General features: G+C 61.3%; 14 protein-coding genes. All 14 read left to right on the forward strand.

Annotated features, from left to right (window positions below):
- Positions 1–134: 134 nt before the first annotated feature.
- Positions 135–908 carry a 16S rRNA (uracil(1498)-N(3))-methyltransferase gene (locus tag HMPREF2712_RS07090; RefSeq protein ID WP_070819604.1) on the forward strand — a complete coding sequence of 258 codons (774 nt, stop codon included), beginning with the start codon at positions 135–137 and terminating at the stop codon, positions 906–908.
- 127 nt (positions 909–1035) lie between these two features.
- Positions 1036–2163: a PhoH family protein gene (locus HMPREF2712_RS07095; protein ID WP_070819605.1), complete on the forward strand. Its 1128-nt coding sequence runs from the start codon at positions 1036–1038 to the stop codon at positions 2161–2163.
- 3 nt (positions 2164–2166) lie between these two features.
- Positions 2167–2688, forward strand: coding sequence for an rRNA maturation RNase YbeY (gene ybeY, locus HMPREF2712_RS07100; protein WP_005505992.1), 522 nt, complete (start codon positions 2167–2169; stop codon positions 2686–2688).
- 9 nt (positions 2689–2697) lie between these two features.
- Positions 2698–4164, forward strand: coding sequence for a hemolysin family protein (locus HMPREF2712_RS07105; protein ID WP_070819606.1), 1467 nt, complete (start codon positions 2698–2700; stop codon positions 4162–4164).
- A gap of 125 nt (positions 4165–4289) precedes the next feature.
- Complete coding sequence (locus HMPREF2712_RS07110) at positions 4290–5447, forward strand: GTPase Era (protein WP_210401014.1); 1158 nt, start codon at positions 4290–4292, stop codon at positions 5445–5447.
- A gap of 280 nt (positions 5448–5727) precedes the next feature.
- Positions 5728–7113 carry an LCP family protein gene (locus tag HMPREF2712_RS07115; protein WP_371326250.1) on the forward strand — a complete coding sequence of 462 codons (1386 nt, stop codon included), beginning with the start codon at positions 5728–5730 and terminating at the stop codon, positions 7111–7113.
- A 418-nt stretch (positions 7114–7531) separates the two neighbouring features.
- Positions 7532–9280: a 2-isopropylmalate synthase gene (gene leuA / locus HMPREF2712_RS07120; RefSeq protein ID WP_070819608.1), complete on the forward strand. Its 1749-nt coding sequence runs from the start codon at positions 7532–7534 to the stop codon at positions 9278–9280.
- A gap of 184 nt (positions 9281–9464) precedes the next feature.
- Positions 9465–10367, forward strand: coding sequence for a hypothetical protein (locus HMPREF2712_RS07125; protein ID WP_070819609.1), 903 nt, complete (start codon positions 9465–9467; stop codon positions 10365–10367).
- 244 nt (positions 10368–10611) lie between these two features.
- Positions 10612–11460 (forward strand): undecaprenyl-diphosphate phosphatase, encoded by an 849-nt coding sequence (locus HMPREF2712_RS07130; protein WP_044150432.1) that lies wholly within the window; start codon positions 10612–10614, stop codon positions 11458–11460.
- A 158-nt stretch (positions 11461–11618) separates the two neighbouring features.
- Complete coding sequence (mshC, locus tag HMPREF2712_RS07135) at positions 11619–12935, forward strand: cysteine--1-D-myo-inosityl 2-amino-2-deoxy-alpha-D-glucopyranoside ligase (protein ID WP_070634052.1); 1317 nt, start codon at positions 11619–11621, stop codon at positions 12933–12935.
- Between the two features lies 1 nt (position 12936).
- Positions 12937–13059 (forward strand): hypothetical protein, encoded by a 123-nt coding sequence (locus HMPREF2712_RS09235; protein WP_012903526.1) that lies wholly within the window; start codon positions 12937–12939, stop codon positions 13057–13059.
- A 226-nt stretch (positions 13060–13285) separates the two neighbouring features.
- Complete coding sequence (locus HMPREF2712_RS07140) at positions 13286–14356, forward strand: tRNA (adenine-N1)-methyltransferase (protein ID WP_070819610.1); 1071 nt, start codon at positions 13286–13288, stop codon at positions 14354–14356.
- A 134-nt stretch (positions 14357–14490) separates the two neighbouring features.
- Positions 14491–16317, forward strand: a complete 1827-nt coding sequence (gene arc / locus HMPREF2712_RS07145) for a proteasome ATPase (RefSeq protein WP_070819611.1) — start codon at positions 14491–14493, stop codon at positions 16315–16317.
- A gap of 163 nt (positions 16318–16480) precedes the next feature.
- Positions 16481–18286: a depupylase/deamidase Dop gene (gene dop / locus HMPREF2712_RS07150; protein ID WP_070819612.1), complete on the forward strand. Its 1806-nt coding sequence runs from the start codon at positions 16481–16483 to the stop codon at positions 18284–18286.

The following is an 18286-nucleotide window of genomic DNA, read 5'->3' on the forward strand; positions in this document are numbered from 1 at the left end:
GGGTGCGGTACTCAACCCGCACCCGCCGCTTTCCTGTCAGCACAGCACTGCACGCGCCCGCGCTAAGCAGCACACCTATTTCACACGCCACCCGCACACTACCCACGCTTTCAAACCGCACCTCAAGGAGAACCATGAGCGCCCCCATCTTCTACATCAGCACGGAAGAATATGACGCACTCACCCCCGGCGCCACCTGCGCGCTCAGCGGCTCCGAAGGCAAGCACGCCCTCGTCAAGCGCCTTGAGCTTGGCGAACGCATCGACCTGGGTGACGGCACCGGCCGCCGCGCACTCGGTACGGTCGCCTCCATTAACGCGGACGGTGTGAGCGTGCAGGTGCAGGAGCTGCGCGCAGAACGCAGCGTGCCCTCCATCTACTTGGTGCAGGCGCTCGCGAAGGACGGCCGCGACCTGCTCGCCATCGAGACGGCGACCGAGCTGGGCGTGTACGGTGTGCTTCCTTGGAGTGCGGACCGCTCCATCGTGCGCTGGAAGGGGGAGCGCGCATCCAAGGCACACACCAAGTGGCAGAACACCGTCACCGCCGCGGCGAAGCAGTCGCGCCGCGCGCTCATTCCCGAAGTGTACGACCTGTACAGCACCGCCGACCTGGTGGAGCTCATTGAAGAAGTTGCCGGCTCTGAGCAGTCCGCCGCCGTGTTCATCCTGCACGAGCAGGCGACCGAACGCCTCAGCGCCCTGGCACGCAAGCTTGTCGAGGCAGAGAACCTGCCCGAAGAAATCTACCTACTCGTCGGTCCTGAAGGCGGCATTAGTGACCGTGAAGTGCAGCTCTTCACCGACGCCGGCGCGCAGCTGGCACTGCTCGGTGACGAGGTGCTGCGTTCCTCCACCGCCGGTTCTGCCGCCATGTGTACCCTGAACGTGGTGCTGGGTCGCTGGTAGAGCGCCCGCTACTGGATTCCCTCCGATAGAACCTAGCTGACAGGAATCCAACTGACAGGCATCCACCAGGGCGTGGTGCATCACGCGCATCTATACTTGTAAATACATCACTAGCCAAGGAGCCCATATGACTACCTCCCGACCTCTCTCGACCGCGCGCACCGTATCCTTCAAGAGCGCCGCAGAAATGATCGCCGTGCTCGGCCCGCAGGACGCGCACCTGGCAATTATCGAGGACTACTTCGAGCAGATTAGCCTGCGTCCCAAGGACCTGGACGTGCTCATCACCGGCCCCTCCGAGGCCGTCAACACCGCCGCAAAGCTGCTGAACGAGCTGCGCGTACTCTCCAGCCACGACACACAGATTACCGTGCAGGTCATTCACCGCCTCATGGGCATGCTCGGCGACGAACTGAGCAACCCGGCGCACTCGCTGTCCGCCAGCATCCTCTCCACCCGCGGCACCACGATTCGCCCCAAGACCATTAACCAGAAGAAGTATGTGGACGCTATCGACGCGAACACCGTCATCTTCGGTATCGGCCCGGCGGGTACCGGTAAGACCTACCTCGCCATGGCGAAGGCTGTGCAGGCGCTGCAGACCCACGAAGTGAACCGCATTATCCTCACCCGCCCCGCCGTGGAGGCTGGCGAGCGTCTGGGCTTCCTGCCCGGCACCCTCAACGAGAAGATTGACCCGTACCTGCGCCCGCTCTACGATGCACTGCACGACATGCTCGAACCCGAAACCATCCCCAAGCTCATGGAGGCGGGCACCATTGAGGTCGCACCGCTGGCGTACATGCGCGGCCGCACCCTCAACGATGCATTCATCATCCTTGACGAGGCGCAGAACACCACCGCCGAGCAGATGAAGATGTTCTTGACCCGCCTGGGCTTCGGCTCGAAGATGGTCATTACCGGTGACATCACCCAGATTGACCTGCCCGGTGGTGCGGCCTCCGGTCTGAAGCAGGTGCGCAACATTCTGCAGGGTGTGGAGGATATTCACTTCAGCATCCTGGAATCCTCCGACGTAGTGCGCCACACCCTGGTGTCGAACATTGTGTCCGCCTACGACCAGTGGGGCGAAGACCAGAAGGCGATGGAACGCAAGCGCAACCGCAAGGTCAAGCGCGCCACCATCGAGGCCGTAGCCGAGAAGCTGTTGGACCGCGCAGGCATCAACGGCGGCTCCGAAAAGAACGCCGAGCAGAACCCCGACAACGCACAGACCACCCCGGAAGGACGCTAAACGGTGGCAGAGATCGAATTCGACTGTGAAGAACCCGCAACCGGTGCCGACCCGGCAACCGACGCCTTCATCCGCGAATCTTTCGAAGCGGTAGACACCGAGGTGCTCACCCGCCTCGTCGAGCACGCCTTCAAGCGCATGCACCTTGCCGATGACACCTACCTGTCCATCGCTATCGTGAACGAAGACGAAATGGAACGCGTGCACATCGAGTGGATGGACCTGCCCGGTGCAACCGACGTGATGAGCTTCCCCATGGACGAGCTGGAACCGGGAACCCCCGAAAACCCCTCCAGCGGCATGCTCGGCGACATCATCCTCTGCCCACCCGTCGCCGCACGTCAGGGCGCAGACGCGGGCCACAGCACCCTCGATGAGCTGTGCCTGCTCACCACCCACGGCATTCTGCACTGCCTCGGCTACGACCACGGCACCGCCGAAGAGGAAGCTGAAATGTTCGGCATTCAGCGCTCCATCCTCGAAGAGTTCCTGGGCCGCCCGGCACCGGTCGAAACCCGACACTAGGGGAGCGGCGTGGACATTCTACTCACAGCCCTCCTCGCCGTTCTCGCGCTCTGCCTGACCGTGGTCGCGGCAATCGCCGAAACCGCATTCACCTACCTGCCGCACAACGAGGCCGAGGAGGCAGTGGAGGCACACCCGGACACCCTCGGCGCCCGCGTCCTGCAACGCACCCTCGACGGTGACTCCGAGGCGTACACGCACCCGCTGCGCCTGACCCGCCTCATTGCGGCAGCCGCCGCAGTGCTCGCCACCATGACCTGCCTGCTGAACCTGGTCGAGGTGCACGCGCTCGCCGTCGTGCTGACCCTCGTGATTGTTGCGCTGGTGGGCTACCCGATTCTGCATGTGCTGGCGCGTGCTCTGGGCCGTAACCGCCCGGTCGCGTCTATTCGTATGCTGGCTCGCCCGGTGCACTACCTGTCGGTTCTGTTGAGCCCGGCGACCGGTCTGCTCGATAAGCTCAGCGTGCGCCTGGCGCCGGAACGTTCGGCTGAGGCCCCGGTGGGCGTGTTCGATGAGGAGGAGCTGCGCGAGTTCCTGGACCGCGCCTCCGACGCTGAAACCATCGAGGATGACGAGGCGCAGATGGTGCAGTCCGTCTTTGAGATGGACGATACCCGCATCCGTTCGCTCATGGTTCCGCGTACCGACATGCTCACCGCCAGCCGTGACACCCCTCTGCGTGAGGCGCTGAGCCTGTTCCTGCGTTCGGGTTATTCGCGTATGCCGGTGATTGGTGATTCGAGCGATGAGATTCTGGGTGTGCTCTACCTGAAGGACGCGATGCGCGCCTTCATCCTGCACGGTGAGGCGCCGGAGGGTACCGCCCTGCCGACCGTGGTTGAGCTGATGCGCCCGGCTCGTTTTGAGCCCGAGTCGAAGCGCGCCATGGACCTGCTGCGTGAGATGCAGCGTGAGTCCACGCACGTGGCGATCATTGTTGATGAGTACGGCGGCACCGCCGGTCTGATCACGCTTGAGGATCTGATTGAGGAGCTGGTCGGCGACATCTCTGACGAGTACGACCACGAACGTCCCGAGTACACGCTGAATGATGACGGCACGTTCCGTCTGTCTGCCCGCCTGGGTATTGATGAGCTGGGCGAGATTTTCGGTCGTGAACTCGAGGATGAAGATGTTGATACGGTGGGCGGTCTGCTCGCTAAGCATCTGGGCATGGTGCCGATTGTCGGTTCTGAGATTGAGATTGACGGCATTCATATTCGTGCGATTGGTTCGTCGGGCCGCCGCCACCAGGTGGATATGTTGCAGGCGTGGTATGAGCCGCCTCATGATGAGCAGCAGAACGCTGAAGGTTCCGCGGCATCTTCCTCGGAGCCTAATTCCGCGGAGGCCGCTGACATCTTCACCGTGGATACGGAGCCTCCCGCTGTGGCTGAGCCGCACGCGCATCCGGATCTTCCGGGAGATGCTACAGAGGCTGAACCGGCAACCGATCAGCACGGCAACCGCTAGATATCGAACATAGACGCCGCATTTTCCCTAACACACTTTGAGTCGGCCGCCCCGCCCCGGAAGGCGCAGGCAGATGAAGCTGGCACCCCATACACCCCGCACGGGGTTTGACAAGGAGAAACACAATGGACCAGGAGTACACCCCGCTCGATTTGAGCACTCTGGACTTGAGCACCCCGCTGCCGACCTACCCGGCGGATTTCCGTTCAGGCTTCGCGTCGCTGGTGGGCCGCCCGAATGCGGGTAAGTCTACTCTGACGAACGCTATGGTCGGTCAGAAGGTGGCTATCACCTCGAACCGTCCGCAGACGACCCGCCACACGATCCGCGGTATTGTGCACAAGGACGAGTACCAGCTGATTCTGGTGGACACCCCGGGTATTCACCGCCCCCGCACTCTGCTGGGTGAGCGTCTGAACGACCTGGTGGCGAGCACCCTTTCGCAGGTGGATGTGCTGGGCTTCTGCATTCCGGCGAATGAGAAGATTGGCCCGGGTGACCGTTACATTGCGTCGCAGCTGGTGGCGTCGAGCAATAAGCCGGTGGTTGCTATTGTGACGAAGGCTGACACTGTGAGCTCTGAGGAGCTGCGTGAGCAGCTGCTGGCTGTTGAGGCGCTCGGCGAGGAGGTCATGAGCGCTGAGCGTGCGGCTCGTGCTAAGCGTGCCGCGCATCGTGCGAAGCAGAAGGGTAAGGGCCCCAAGGGTAAGGGCGGCAAGAATGATGCTGTGCCTTTCGCGAAGGGTTCGGGTCCTGCGGCTAAGCGCCGTGCCGGTGAGGTTGCTGAGCCGATGCCGGTTGACGGTAAGGGCGGCTGGGCTGCAATTATCCCGGTGTCTGCTGTGAAGCATTTCCAGGTGGATGCGGTTGCTGACCTGCTGGCGCAGTACACTCCGCTGTCGCCGCCGCTGTACCCGGACGGTGAGCTGACCGATGAGCCGGAAGCAACCCTCATCGCGGAGCTGGTGCGTGAGGCTGCCCTGGAGGGTGCGCGCGAGGAGCTGCCCCACTCGATTGCTGTGACGGTTGAGGAGATGGAGTTCCGTGAGGGCCGCCCGGCGGATAACCCGCTGCTCGATGTGCACGTGAACCTGTATGTGGAGCGTGAGTCGCAGAAGTACATCATTATCGGTAAGGGCGGCTCGAACCTGCGCAAGATTGGTACGAAGGCTCGTGAGCAGATTGAGGCGATGCTCGGTACCCGCATTTATTTGAATATTCATGTGAAGGTTGCGAAGGAGTGGCAGTCTGACGCGCGTGCGTTGAACCGCCTGGGATTCTAGTAGCTTTCCTGAGCGCATCGCCCAGAGACTTTACCTTGCGAGGTAGCCCTGAGAGGCAGCCCCGAAAGGTTGCCTTCGGGAGCGGCCGCGCATCCTTAGTTTTCACCCGGTGGCTTGCAGAAATATGTGCATGCCTCCGGGTGAAACTTTTCACTCTCATTCGGCGCTCATAGGGAAGAGTGTTACTCTGAGAAAGCACTTGCTCACCGGCAGAAAGAGAAAAGGTATGCCCCAGGCACCTCGTTTACGAAGCACCGGTCGTCATATGCGCACGACGGTGATGACTTCAAACCGCAATAAGTGGATTGCTCTGCTTACTGCTTGCATGCTCGTCATTGTTGTTGGCTTTGGTGGCGTGTTGGCTCTGCGTATGCGCAATAATCTGCATACTCAGGAGCTGAACATCAGCAATTACAAGGACGGCCTGGAGAACGGCGCCTTGGACATTCTCGTGATTGGCTCCGATACCCGTAAGGGTAATAACGGTGCGTACGGTGATGAGGATGACCGCAATTCTGAGGCTCGCGCGGACGTGATGATGCTGCTGCAGATCAGCAAGGACCGTAAGAACGTGAGCGTGCTGTCGTTCCCGCGTGACTTGATGGTTGATGTGCCGCAGTGTACTGATCCTGAGAGTGGCACCGTGTACCCGGCTGAGGAGAACGTTCAGATTAACGAGTCTCTGTCTCGCGGTGGTGCCGGTTGTACTGTGGCGACCATTAGCAAGCTGACCGGTGTGAATATTGACCACTTCATGTTGGTGGACTTTAACGCTGTGAAGGAGCTGTCGAAGGTTGTTGGCGGCGTTCAGGTGTGTGTGGACGCTCCGATTGATGACGAGTACAGCGGCCTGAAGCTGCCTGCCGGTACTTCCACTGTTGAGGGTGAGCAGGCTCTTGCGTTCTTGCGTAGCCGCCACGGCTTCTCGGATGGTTCCGATATTGGTCGTATTCAGGCTCAGCAGGGCTTCTTGTCTTCGCTGTTGCGTAAGGTGAAGAGCGAGGGTACTCTGTCGAATCCGGGCCGTCTGATTAACATTGCTGAGGCGATTACTCAGAACGTGACGGTGGATAAGAACCTGGGCAATATCAGCACTCTGGTGGGTGTTGGTGCGGCTCTCGGCGGCGTGGACCTGTCGAATGTTGTGTTTGCGACGGTGCCGACTGAGCCGTGGAGCCAGGATGAGAACCGCCTGCAGGTTTCTGCGGATGCTGCGAATGTGTTCCAGCGTCTGCGTGACGATAAGTCGCTGAAGGAGGAGAAGGCTCCGGCAGCTGAGGCTACTTCTGCCGCTCCGGTTCAGCTGGATCGTACGGTTCCGGTGAGCGTGTACAATGCGACCGGTCTGGATGGTCGCTCGGCTACGATTGCTTCGGTGATTGAGGGCCTGGGCTACACGAATGTTACTCCGGGTACTTCCGCTAACCCGACGAACTTCACCACGGTGTTCTACTCGACCGGTTACGAGGCAGAGGCGAAGGAGATCGCCGCGAAGCTGAACGTGACCCGCGTGGTGGCGACCGAAGAGGTTCAGGGCGTGTCGGTGACGATTGGTACTGACTTCCCGTCCGGTGAGGCGATGGAGAAGCAGGAGGCTGCGATTGCGGGTAACGCGACCGGTCAGACTGCTGATCAGAATAAGTGCCAGACTGCTTTCGCCTACTAGGTTGTATCTAGCTAGGGCATAGCGCAGATGCGTGAATAGCGAATGAAGGGGCGTAGCGCCAGTAATGGTGGCTACGCCCCTTCGTCGTTAATTCTCGCCGTTAATTCTTTCCAGATGATGGACGGCGCCCCGGGCGCTGTGCCACCGCCTCCGGGCGCTGTGATAGCGTGGAGGTATGACTATTCACGGTGAGAGCATGCACGGGGTTACCCGCCCGGCAGTGAACCTGCTGCTTATTCGCCGGAACGGGGCACGCTAGAATCTGCCGCAACCGTTCCGGCTTTTTGACGCGGCATCTCACCTTCGCATCCTTTACGATGCACCGCCTTGAACACGGCAGCCGGGGGACCGATATCCCGGCAGGTACGAGCCCCGAAACTGGGGTAGAGCGAGACGGACCAACCCACAGGAATTCATGATGAAAAACCACCAGAAGCCCAGCCCCATGCCGGTACACAAGTACCGCCCTTTCCACGAGCAGATTGTTGTTGACCTGCCGGACCGCACCTGGCCGGATAAGGTCATTGAGAAGGCTCCGCGCTGGTGCGCAGTGGATCTGCGTGACGGCAACCAGGCGCTGATTGACCCCATGGACACCGACCGTAAGCTTGCGATGTTCAAGCTGCTGGTGAAGATGGGTTACAAGGAAATTGAGGTGGGTTTCCCCTCGGCGTCCCAGACTGACTTTGATTTTGTGCGCACCCTGATTGAGGACGGCCACATTCCTTCGGACGTGACCATTCAGGTTCTGGTGCAGGCGCGTGAGCACCTGATTGCCCGTACTTTTGAGGCGATTGAGGGCGCACCGCAGGCGATTGTGCACTTCTACAACTCGACTTCCGTGCTGCAGCGCCGCGTGGTGTTCCAGCAGGACCAGGAGGGCGTGCTGGACATCGCCCTGCAGGGTGCACGCCTGTGCCGCAAGTACGAAGAGCAGATGATCTCTGACACTAAGGTCATCTACGAGTACTCGCCCGAGTCTTTCACCGGCACCGAGCTGGAGTATGCGGCTCGCGTGGTGAACGCTGTGGCTGAGGAGCTGGAGGTCGGTCAGAACGGCCGCGAGCTGATTGTGAACCTGCCCGCTACCGTTGAGATGGCTACCCCGAACGTGTACGCCGACTCGGTCGAGTGGATGGACCGCAACCTGAACCACCGCGAGCACATTGTGCTGTCGCTGCACCCGCATAATGACCGCGGTACCGGCGTGGCTGCTGCTGAGCTGGGTTACTTGGCGGGTGCTGACCGTATTGAGGGTTGCCTCTTCGGTAATGGCGAGCGCACCGGTAACGTTGACCTGGTGACGTTGGGTCTGAACATGTACACCCAGGGTGTGGATCCGCAGATTGATTTCTCTGATATTGACGGTATCCGTAAGACTGTTGAGTACTGCAACCAGTTGAAGGTGCACGAGCGTTCGCCGTATGGTGGTGACCTGGTGTTCACTGCGTTCTCTGGTTCTCACCAGGACGCTATTAAGAAGGGCTTTGAGGCTCTGGAGCGTACCGCTGCTGAGGCGGGTAAGACCGTGGATGAGGTGTACTGGGAGGTTCCGTACCTGCCGATTGATCCTCGCGACCTGGGTCGTACCTACGAGGCGATTATTCGTGTGAACTCGCAGTCCGGTAAGGGCGGTATGGCGTACCTGCTGAAGCAGGATCACGGTCTGGATCTGCCGCGTCGTGCTCAGGTTGAGTTCTCGAAGATTGTTCAGGCTCGTACTGACGCTGAGGGTGGCGAGATGACCAGCCAGAAGCTGTGGAACATCTTCGCGGATGAGTACCTGCCTGCTGCTGATCCGCAGAACCGTTGGGGTAAGTACCGTATTGAGTCGATTAATATTGATTCGGCTGATACTGGTGCGACTACTCTGCGTGTTGGTCTGAACATTGATGGTCACACGTACACTCGTTCGGCTTCGGGTACCGGTCCGGTGGATGCTCTGCAGAACATCCTGTCGGGCGAGGGCGTGGATATTCGCGTGATGGATTATTCGGAGCACACTATGTCGTCTTCGTCGACTGCTAATGCTGCGTGCTACGTTGAGGCTGCTGTTGGTTCTCGCGTGCTGTGGGGTATTGGTGTGGACAACTCGACGACTCGTGCGGCGTTGAAGGCGATGATTTCGGCTGTGAACCGTGCGCTGCGTGATGAGCGCCAGGCATAGGCGATAGCGTACATGCTTTGTGCAAGGTTTTCGGGTGACCGCTGGTGGGTGACCGTTAGCCGTGCATGATGTGGGGGCGGGATGCATACTGGGAGTATGTATCCCGCCCTTACGCGTTTAATGTGCGCAGGTGTTGTGCGCATCGGCGTGCTGTGGGGCGAATAGTCTGCAGGGAGGAACTCTCATGAAAAGCTACGCGATGGTGTTTAGCCCCGTTGATGCGGCGGGCACCGATTTTTCTGTTCGTGCCTGGAATTATGAGCTGCGCGGTGGTGATGATACTGCTCTGCCTGCCGGTTCCGCCGAGGTGTGGGAGGCTGGCTGGGTGGGTTCGACCGGCCCCGGTATTGAGCAGGATCAGTGGCCGCGCAGTACGTTTACTGGTTTGCCGATGCAGCATATTTTTACGGTGAGGTTGCCGGGGGAGTACCTGCCGGATGCGCAGAAGTATCCGGGCGTGGTGGCGTTCTCTTTCTTCGCCGGTGATGGCCAGTTCGCTGAGGATGAGGCGACTGAGGGTGTTGCTAATGCTGCTAGTGATGACCCGTTTGAGGTGCAGTATGCGCAGGCGCGGGTGCATCCGTATCAGTTGTTGTTGCGCGATATTTTGGATGCCGAGTTTGCGGTGCTGTACCTGAGTGAGGAGGAGTTCTCATCCCGTACGGAGCCGCCGCAGGATGTGCGCCGGCCCGGTGAGCATCGTGGTGAGGAGGAGAGCTTCAGCGCCTGGGCTTTGGCGGATCGTCAGCAGCCGCTGGACCGTAAGCCTGCTCTGGTGGGGTGGGTTCCGACGGATGACCCGAATGCCGGTAAGATCCCCAGTGATGTGTTTGAGAATGTTGACCCGCAGACTGGCTATCTGAGTCCTTTCGATTGGGATGCTGAGGATTCGGCGTGGTTTGAGTGGGCGAAGCCGCTAATTGCGGTGGGTACTCACCTGGGTGGCACTCATTTTTATGCGCAGGCTCTGCCGGAGGGTCTGACGGCTCGTTATATTGAGTTCGATGAGTTTGATGTGCTGAATTTTGGGTGCGGTAGCGCTGTTTTTGATTTTGAGACTGGTGTTTTCGACTGGTCGTGCGGCTAGTACGCTTGCGCCGGAGAGCGCGCCGCTGACGCACCTTCGACGCGCCGGAGAGCGCGCATTTGAGGTGTTTGAGCGGTCTCCTTGAACCGTAGATGAACCGTGAATAAGCCCCGGATGTACCGCGGTGTACCTCCTGAAATGGCACCCTGAGCGTTTCAGAGTGTGGACGGGGCGGTTTGCGGAGGTTCCACATCACCTTCGGCGAACCGCCCCGGGCGGGTGCGCCTCCTGTATCCTTGAATGCGTGGAATGGATTCAAGCAATTATTTTGGGCTTTGTTCAGGGCCTGACCGAATTTCTGCCGATTTCGTCATCGGCGCATCTGAACATTGTTGGCCAGATCCTGCCGGAGAAGGCTGACCCGGGCGCCGCGTTTACCGCAATCACCCAGCTGGGTACTGAGACCGCGGTCTTGATTTTTTTCTGGCGCGATATTGTGCGCATTGTGAAGGCGTGGTTTGGCGCTCTTACCGGTCGTGTACCGCGCAATGACCCGGATGCCCGCATGGGTTGGCTGATTATTATTGGCTCCCTGCCCATCGGCGTTCTGGGCCTGCTGCTGGAAGACTACATTGACACCCAGTTCCGTAGCCTGTGGATTGTGGCGACTATGCTGATTGTCTTCGCTGTGTTCCTGGGTCTTGCGGACCGTTTTGGCCGCGAGCAGCGTGAGCTGAAGGACCTGACGTTCCGTCACGGCCTGCTGTACGGTTGCGCACAGGCGCTGGCACTGATCCCGGGTGTTTCCCGTTCGGGCGGTACGATTACTGCGGGTCTGTTCATGGGTTACACCCGTGAGGCTGCGGCACGTTACTCGTTCCTGCTGGCCATGCCCGCCGTGTTCATGTCTGGCCTGTACAAGACCTTCAAGGTGGTCACCGGCGAGGAGGCAACCGGCTTCTACGGTATTCCCTCGACTATCGTGGCTACTCTGGTTGCGTTTGTGGTGGGTTACCTGATGATTGGCTGGTTCCTGAAGTACGTGTCGTCGAAGTCCTACGGCATTTTCATCTGGTACCGTATTGCGCTCGGTATCCTGATTTTCGTTGGTCTGGGCACTGGCGTTCTGAACGCTACTTCTTCGGCGTTCTAAGGCTTTAGCCCTCAGCGTGATATGACATACCCGTCCGTGAGTTTCTCACGGGCGGGTATTCTTATTGGAGTAGATTTTTTGGCACCCGCATGCCTTGAGGTTGGGCAGCGGGTGTGGCGCGTCCACCGGTTGTGGGCGTTTTTACGGAAAGGAAACCCATGCGAGCTTGGGATGCCCCCGCCTCTGTGACTCTGCCCGGTCAGGCTGCGCTGCCGCGTATTTTTGATACTTCTGCCGGTGAGATTGTTCAGGTTCAGGAGGATAAGGCGGCGAGCCTGTACGTTTGCGGTATCACCCCGTACGACGCGACGCATATGGGTCACGCCTCCACCTATGTTGCTTTTGACTTGCTGCACCGCGCCTGGCTGGATGCGGGCGTGCCGGTAACGTACGTTCAGAACGTGACCGATGTGGACGACCCGCTGCTGGAGCGTGCGACCGCGACGAATGTTGATTGGCGTGAGCTGGCTGAGGATCAGACGGAGCTGTTCCGCACCGACATGAAGGCGCTGAACGTGATTCCGCCGGCGCACTATGTGGGTGTGGTGGAGTCCATTGAGTGGCTGTTCCCGCTGATTGAGGATTTGCTGCGCCGCGGTCTGGCGTACCGCGTGCCCGGTTTCACGGACGAGCAGGGTGTGGTGCATCCTGACGGTGACGTGTACCTGGATTTGAAGGCTGTGCGTGAGCTGCCCGCGAACGCTGAGGGCTACTCGTGGGCGCCGGGCGAGGTCTGCCACTTGAGCCGTGATGAGATGCTGGAGATTTTCGCTGAGCGCGGCGGCGACCCGAACCGTGCCGGTAAGCGTGACGCACTGGATCCGCTGCTGTGGCGTATTGAGCGTGAGGGCGAGCCGAGCTGGGATGCCGGCGAGCTGGGCGCGGGCCGCCCGGGCTGGCATATTGAGTGCACGATGATTGCCCGCCGTTTTGTGGATGGTTCGCTGACTGTTCAGGCGGGCGGTAACGACCTGACCTTCCCGCACCATGATTTGGGTGCGGGCCATTCGTGGGCTGTGTCTGCACGCCCGCACGCTAAGCATTACGCGCACACCGGCATGGTCGGTTTGGACGGCCACAAGATGAGCAAGTCCCGCGGTAACCTGGTGCTGGTTTCGCGTCTGCGCGCGGCAGGTGAGGACGCGAACGCGGTGCGTCTGGCGATTATGGGTCAGCATTACCGTTCGGATTGGTTCTGGACTGATGAGCTGCTGGAGCACGCGAAGGCCCGCCTGGATACGTACCGTCATGCGGTGTCGGTGGCTGAGGGCCGTGAGGGTTCCGAAGGTGTCACCGATGAGGCGGCTGTTGAGCTGCTGGCCGCTGTGCGTGAGGCGCTCGGCGAGGACCTGAACGCTCCGGCGGCGTTGGCGGCTGTGGATGCGTGGGCTGTGAAGGCTCTGGCGGACACCACCGTCGGCGGTGGCGCGCTGGTGCGTGACATCCTGGCGGCACGCCTGGGCGTGGTCCTCTAAGATGGCTGCGTCTGTCATTGAGGAGCTGTATGCTCTTCGCCCGTACGACCGTGAGGCGGTCGATGCGCTCGCCGCAGAGATGTTAGCTGAGGTTCGCACGTACGAGGCGCAGAAGGAAGCGTAGGGCTTCTGAGAGCAATAAGAGGTGGGTGACCCTGGACTATTCCAGAGTCACCCACCCCTTGCGTTTAACCGGTTGTAGAACCGGATGACTGGTTATCACGCCCGCGGGGTAATGCGCCACAGCCGATTTGCAGACTCCGCTAAAATAGAAAAGGACTTTTTCCGTCCGCAGTTCGCCGCAAAGCGCGAACAGCACAGACTGACCCAAACCCGAGGAGAATCACCCCGTGAGCAGCGGCACCCCCACCCCCACCGGCGCAATCAACCGCCGCGGCCCCTTCCGCCCCGGCGAACGCGTCCAAATCACTGACGAACGCGGCCGCATCACCACCATCACCCTCGCCGAAGGCGGCGAATACCACTCCCACAAGGGCTTCCTCAAGCATGACGACCTCATCGGCGCACCCGAAGGCACCGTCATCCCCAACACTCACGGCATCCTCTACCAGGCACTGCGCCCCCTCTACAAGGACTTCGTGCTCTCCATGCCGCGCGGCGCAGCCGTCGTCTACCCCAAGGACGCCGCCCAGATCATCGTCAAGGCAGACATCTTCCCCGGCGCACGCGTCGTCGAGGCCGGCGTCGGCTCCGGCGCACTGTCCATCGCGCTGCTACGTGCAGTCGGCGACTACGGTTGCGTACACTCCTTCGAACGTCGTGAAGAGTTCGCAGACGTCGCCCGCGGCAACATCGAAACCATGTTCGGCGGCCCCCACCCGGCGTGGAAGCTGAGCATCGGCGACCTGCAGGACACCCTGCCGCAGGTCGAAGAGCCCGGCAGCGTCGACCGCGTCGTACTCGACATGCTCGCCCCCTGGGAATGCCTGGACGCTGTAGCGGAGGCGCTCGCGCCCGGCGGCGTGCTCATCTGCTACGTTGCGACCGTGACCCAGATGTCCCGCCTGGTTGAGGGCATGCGCCTGGACGGCCGCTTCACCGAACCCGAATGCGACGAAACCATTGTGCGCGGCTGGCACGTGGAGGGCCTGGCGGTCCGCCCCGACCACCGCATGGTTGCACACACCGCGTTCCTGGTCGTGGCTCGTCGCCTGGCTGACGGTGCGGTGCGCCTGGCGCCGAAGCGTCGCGCGTCCAAGACTGACTTCTCTGAAGAGGATATGAACGCGTGGATCCCCATGAATGTGGGTGAGCGTGAGGTGACCGATAAGAAGATTCGCCGCGCCGCACGCGATGCGAAGAACCTTGCCGCTCACGCCGCACGCGCGAACGAGATTGCGCTCGAACAAAACGGCGCAGCCGCTGACACTGACTCTGCGGTGACTGAATCCGCCGAATAATTTGAACTACCTTTGACCTGCGGGGGCACGGGCGTTGCCTGGAGCCCCCGCAGTGCACTCACCAGGCTACTCACTGTGCCCAATCACCCGCACCGAGTAGCCGCCGATTAGGACGAACAGCTAAAGGAGCTACCGTGTCCACCCACGAATCTGCAGATCAGGCAGGAACCCCCCAGTACGGCACCGCCCACAGTGCAGCCAGCGCGGCGCCGCACTACTCGGCTGCTTTCGGGTCGACCTCCCTGCCCGGCAGTCAGCCCGTCAGCGCGCAGGAGTATGACGCCGTGCTGCGTCGACTCTCCGCGGCGGAGGCAACCCGCGACAATATGAGCCGACAGATTCGTGGTGCGGGGGAGAAGAACCGCAAGCTCGTTGAGGCAATCACCAGCATGCGTTACCAGGTGGAGCGTCTGCGCGCGTCCCTGTCGCAGAACGTTATGCCGCCGCTGAATTCGGCGATTGTGCTGGCGGTGCATGAGGGTCAGACCATGACCTACGAGCAGGTCGCGGACGATAAGACCCCCGCCGAGATTGACACCTACCTGGATGTTCAGGTGAGCGGCCGCATGATGCGTATTCCCGTGTCCCCGCTCATTGACCTGTCCACGCTGACCCCCGGCATGACCGTGCTGCTCAACGACAAGACCGAGGCGGTCGTTGCCCTAGACACCGAACCTTTCGGTGACGTGGTGACCGTGCGTGAGGTGCTGGATGAGCAGCGCGTGCTGGTTGATACGTCCTCGGGTGCTCAGCAGGTGGCGCGCGTGGCTGGTTCCCTCGACATTGAGCAGCTGCGCACCGGTGACGCGGTCACCCTTGACACGCGCACCCGCATGCTGACCTCGCAGGTTCCCGCCTCCCGCTCGCAGGAGCTGGTTCTGGAAGAGATCCCGGACGTCACCTACGAGCAGATTGGTGGCCTGGGCGCGCAGATCGAGCAGATTCGCGACGCGGTGGAGCTGCCGTACCTGCACCCCGAGATTTTTGAGCGCTACCACCTGGCGCCGCCCAAGGGCATTCTGCTGTACGGTCCTCCCGGTAACGGTAAGACCATGATTGCTAAGGCTGTGGCGAACTCCCTGGCGGCTCGTGCGGCTGCGCTGAACCCGGGTTCGGCTACTCGCGGCTACTTCTTGAACATTAAGGGCCCCGAGCTGCTGGATAAGTTCGTTGGTGAGACCGAACGTCAGATTCGCGATATTTTCGTTGCCGCCCGTGAGAAGGCGGAGGCGGGCCACCCGGTCGTCGTGTTCTTCGACGAGATGGAGTCGCTGTTCCGTATGCGCGGTTCGGGTCGTTCCTCCGATATTGAGACGACCATCGTGCCGCAGCTGCTTGCTGAAATTGACGGTGTGGAGTCGCTGCAGAACGTCATCGTTATTGGCGCGACCAACCGTGAAGACCTGATTGATGCCGCCGTGATGCGCCCGGGCCGACTCGACCTGAAAATCCGCATTAACCGCCCGGACGCCGCCGGTGCGGCTGAGATTTTCGGCCTGTACCTGACCGAGGACCTGCCCCTGGACGCGGCGGAGGTGGCTGCCGCCGGTTCGACCCGCGCCGCCCTGACCGCGATGATTGCAGCGGCGGCAGGTCAGCTGTACGCGCGCACCCCCTCCACGGCGTACGCTGTGGCGACCGTGGATTCTTCCATGACGGTCGGTTCTGGCGCGAGCGCGAACCTGTCCACGCACACGCTGTACCGCGGTGATTTCGCTTCGGGTGCGGTGATTCGCAATATTGTGGATCGCGCGAAGAAGGCGGCGATTAAGGAGCAGCTGCAGGCACTGACTGCCGGCGCTAACGCAGCCGGTGTGGGTATTGGCACCCGCCACCTGCTGGAGGCGGTGCGCGCCGAGTTTGAGGATCAGGTGGACTTGCCGCCGCTGCCCGATATCGAGGATGCGCTCACCGTTGCCGGTGTGCGTGGCCGCCTGGTGTCGGTGGAGCCGCCGCGCTAAGCCGCGCGCCCGCACCCGCACGAGCCGGGCGGCGCGCGCCCACTATGCTGTGCACCCACTAAGCTGCGCGCTCAGCCCACACCCCGCGCTTATCCCGCATCAACCCCAGCATTACCGCAGGTCCAAAGCCTTTAGATGGTATAGATTTTTTCAGGAGAACCCCATGAACTCCACCCCCAGCTACGGCGTGCACCGCATTATGGGTGCCGAAACCGAGTACGGCGTCATCGCCCCCTCCGCGCCGGGCACCAACCCGACCGTGCTGTCCGCACTGGTGGTCAACACCTACGCCAAGCTCGCGTTCCGCCGTGGCGCCGCCTTCCGCGAGGAGCTGCAGCGCCGCGCCCTGGCGGATGAGCTGACCGCCGAGCAGGCACGCCAGGCAGAGAACTACTCGACCCCCGAGGGTCAGTGGCTGGGTGAGTCTGAGTCGCCGCTACGTGATGCATTCGGTCAGGTGCAGGACGCCTCCACCGCCCACTCGAGCCAGATGACGCACACCCGCACCGAGCTGACCAGCGAAGACATCGCCCTGGAGATTATGCGTGAGGCGGGCGTTCAGGCACCGGGTGAACCCGCCGAGCCGCGTAGCGCCCTGGATGCGCTCGCCGGTGTGCACGGCCGCGGTGGTTTCCCGGAGCGTTTGGATTGGGACCGCGTGACCATGAATGCGATTCTGCCCAATGGTGCGCGCCTGTATGTGGACCACGCGCATCCGGAGTATTCCTCGCCGGAGGTTCTGACCCCCGCCGACGCGGTGCTCTATGACGCTGCCGGTGACGCGCTGGCGTACGAGTCACTGGTGGAGTTGGGCAACCACGCGCAGGATTTGCCGCAGGTGAAGCTGTACAAGAACAACACCGATTCGAAGGGTCAGTCCTACGGCGCGCACGAGAACTACCTAATCAGCCGCGAGGTTCCGTTCGAGCAGGTTGCGGATGCGCTCCTGCCGTTCTTTGCGACTCGCGCGATTTTTACGGGTGCGGGCCGTGTGGGTATTGGTACGCACGGTGAGGTTCCGGGTTTTCAGATTAGCTCGCGTGCTGATTTCTTTGAGCGCACGATTGGTCTGGAGACCACGATTCGCCGCCCGATTGTGAATACGCGCGATGAGCCGCATGCGGATGAGTCGAAGTACCGCCGCCTGCACGTGATTCCGGCGGACGCGAACCTGTCGCACTATTCGAACCTGTTGAAGTTTGGTACGGCGGCGCTGGTGATGAACCTGATTGAGTCGCACAGCGAGCAGGCTCCGGTGTTACCGGGTGTGCGCCTGTCTGATCCGGTGGCGGCGATGCACGCGGTCAGCCACGACCTATCGCTGTCTGTTCAGCTGCCGCTGGCGCCGTCTTCGGCGACCCTGCCGAACCCGGTGTCCACGAGTGGTTCGGCGAGTGCCCTGCAGATTCAGCGCGCCTACTATGAGGCCTCCCGTGCGCACGAGGAGTCAAACCCGGCGGGTGTGGATGCTGCGACCGCGCAGATTCTCAACCTGTGGGGTGAGGTTCTGGATGCCCTGGAAACCAACCCGCTCTCGCTGGCGGACCGTCTGGATTGGGTGGCGAAGTATGCGCTGGTGCGCGGTTATGTCGCTCAGGGCGTAGATTATGCGAATCCGAAGTTGAAGGCGTTGGATTTGCAGTACGCTGATATTGACCCGTCGAAGAGCCTGTATCACCGTCTGGTGTCGCGTGGCCGTATGCGCACGCTGTTCTCTGCTGAGCAGATTGAGCGTGCGACGACCGAGCCGCCGCGTGAGACGCGCGCGTTTTTGCGTGGCACGTTGATGGCGCGTTGGCCGGAGGAGATTCTGGGTATTAACTGGGATACGGTCTCGTGCCGTGGCAGGTATTCGAAGGATCTGACTCGTTTTACGATGATGGAGCCGACCCGGTACGGTGCCGCCCAGGTGGAGCCGCTGCTGGATGAGGTGAACCATTCGGATGAGCTGCTGAACCGCCTGCGCTAG

This window comes from Rothia sp. HMSC064F07, assembly GCF_001837265.1.
Lineage (GTDB): Bacteria > Actinomycetota > Actinomycetes > Actinomycetales > Micrococcaceae > Rothia > Rothia mucilaginosa.

Bases quoted from the DNA above. Each gene is read 5' to 3' on its own strand.
- HMPREF2712_RS07090 (WP_070819604.1), top strand. From the start codon at position 135: ATGAGCGCCCCCATCTTCTACATCAGCACGGAAGAATATGACGCACTC.
- HMPREF2712_RS07095 (WP_070819605.1), top strand. From the start codon at position 1,036: ATGACTACCTCCCGACCTCTCTCGACCGCGCGCACCGTATCCTTCAAG.
- HMPREF2712_RS07110 (WP_210401014.1), top strand. From the start codon at position 4,290: ATGGACCAGGAGTACACCCCGCTCGATTTGAGCACTCTGGACTTGAGC.
- HMPREF2712_RS07115 (WP_371326250.1), top strand. From the start codon at position 5,728: ATGACTTCAAACCGCAATAAGTGGATTGCTCTGCTTACTGCTTGCATG.
- leuA (WP_070819608.1), top strand. From the start codon at position 7,532: ATGAAAAACCACCAGAAGCCCAGCCCCATGCCGGTACACAAGTACCGC.
- HMPREF2712_RS07125 (WP_070819609.1), top strand. From the start codon at position 9,465: ATGAAAAGCTACGCGATGGTGTTTAGCCCCGTTGATGCGGCGGGCACC.
- mshC (WP_070634052.1), top strand. From the start codon at position 11,619: ATGCGAGCTTGGGATGCCCCCGCCTCTGTGACTCTGCCCGGTCAGGCT.
- HMPREF2712_RS09235 (WP_012903526.1), top strand. From the start codon at position 12,937: ATGGCTGCGTCTGTCATTGAGGAGCTGTATGCTCTTCGCCCGTACGAC.
- dop (WP_070819612.1), top strand. From the start codon at position 16,481: ATGAACTCCACCCCCAGCTACGGCGTGCACCGCATTATGGGTGCCGAA.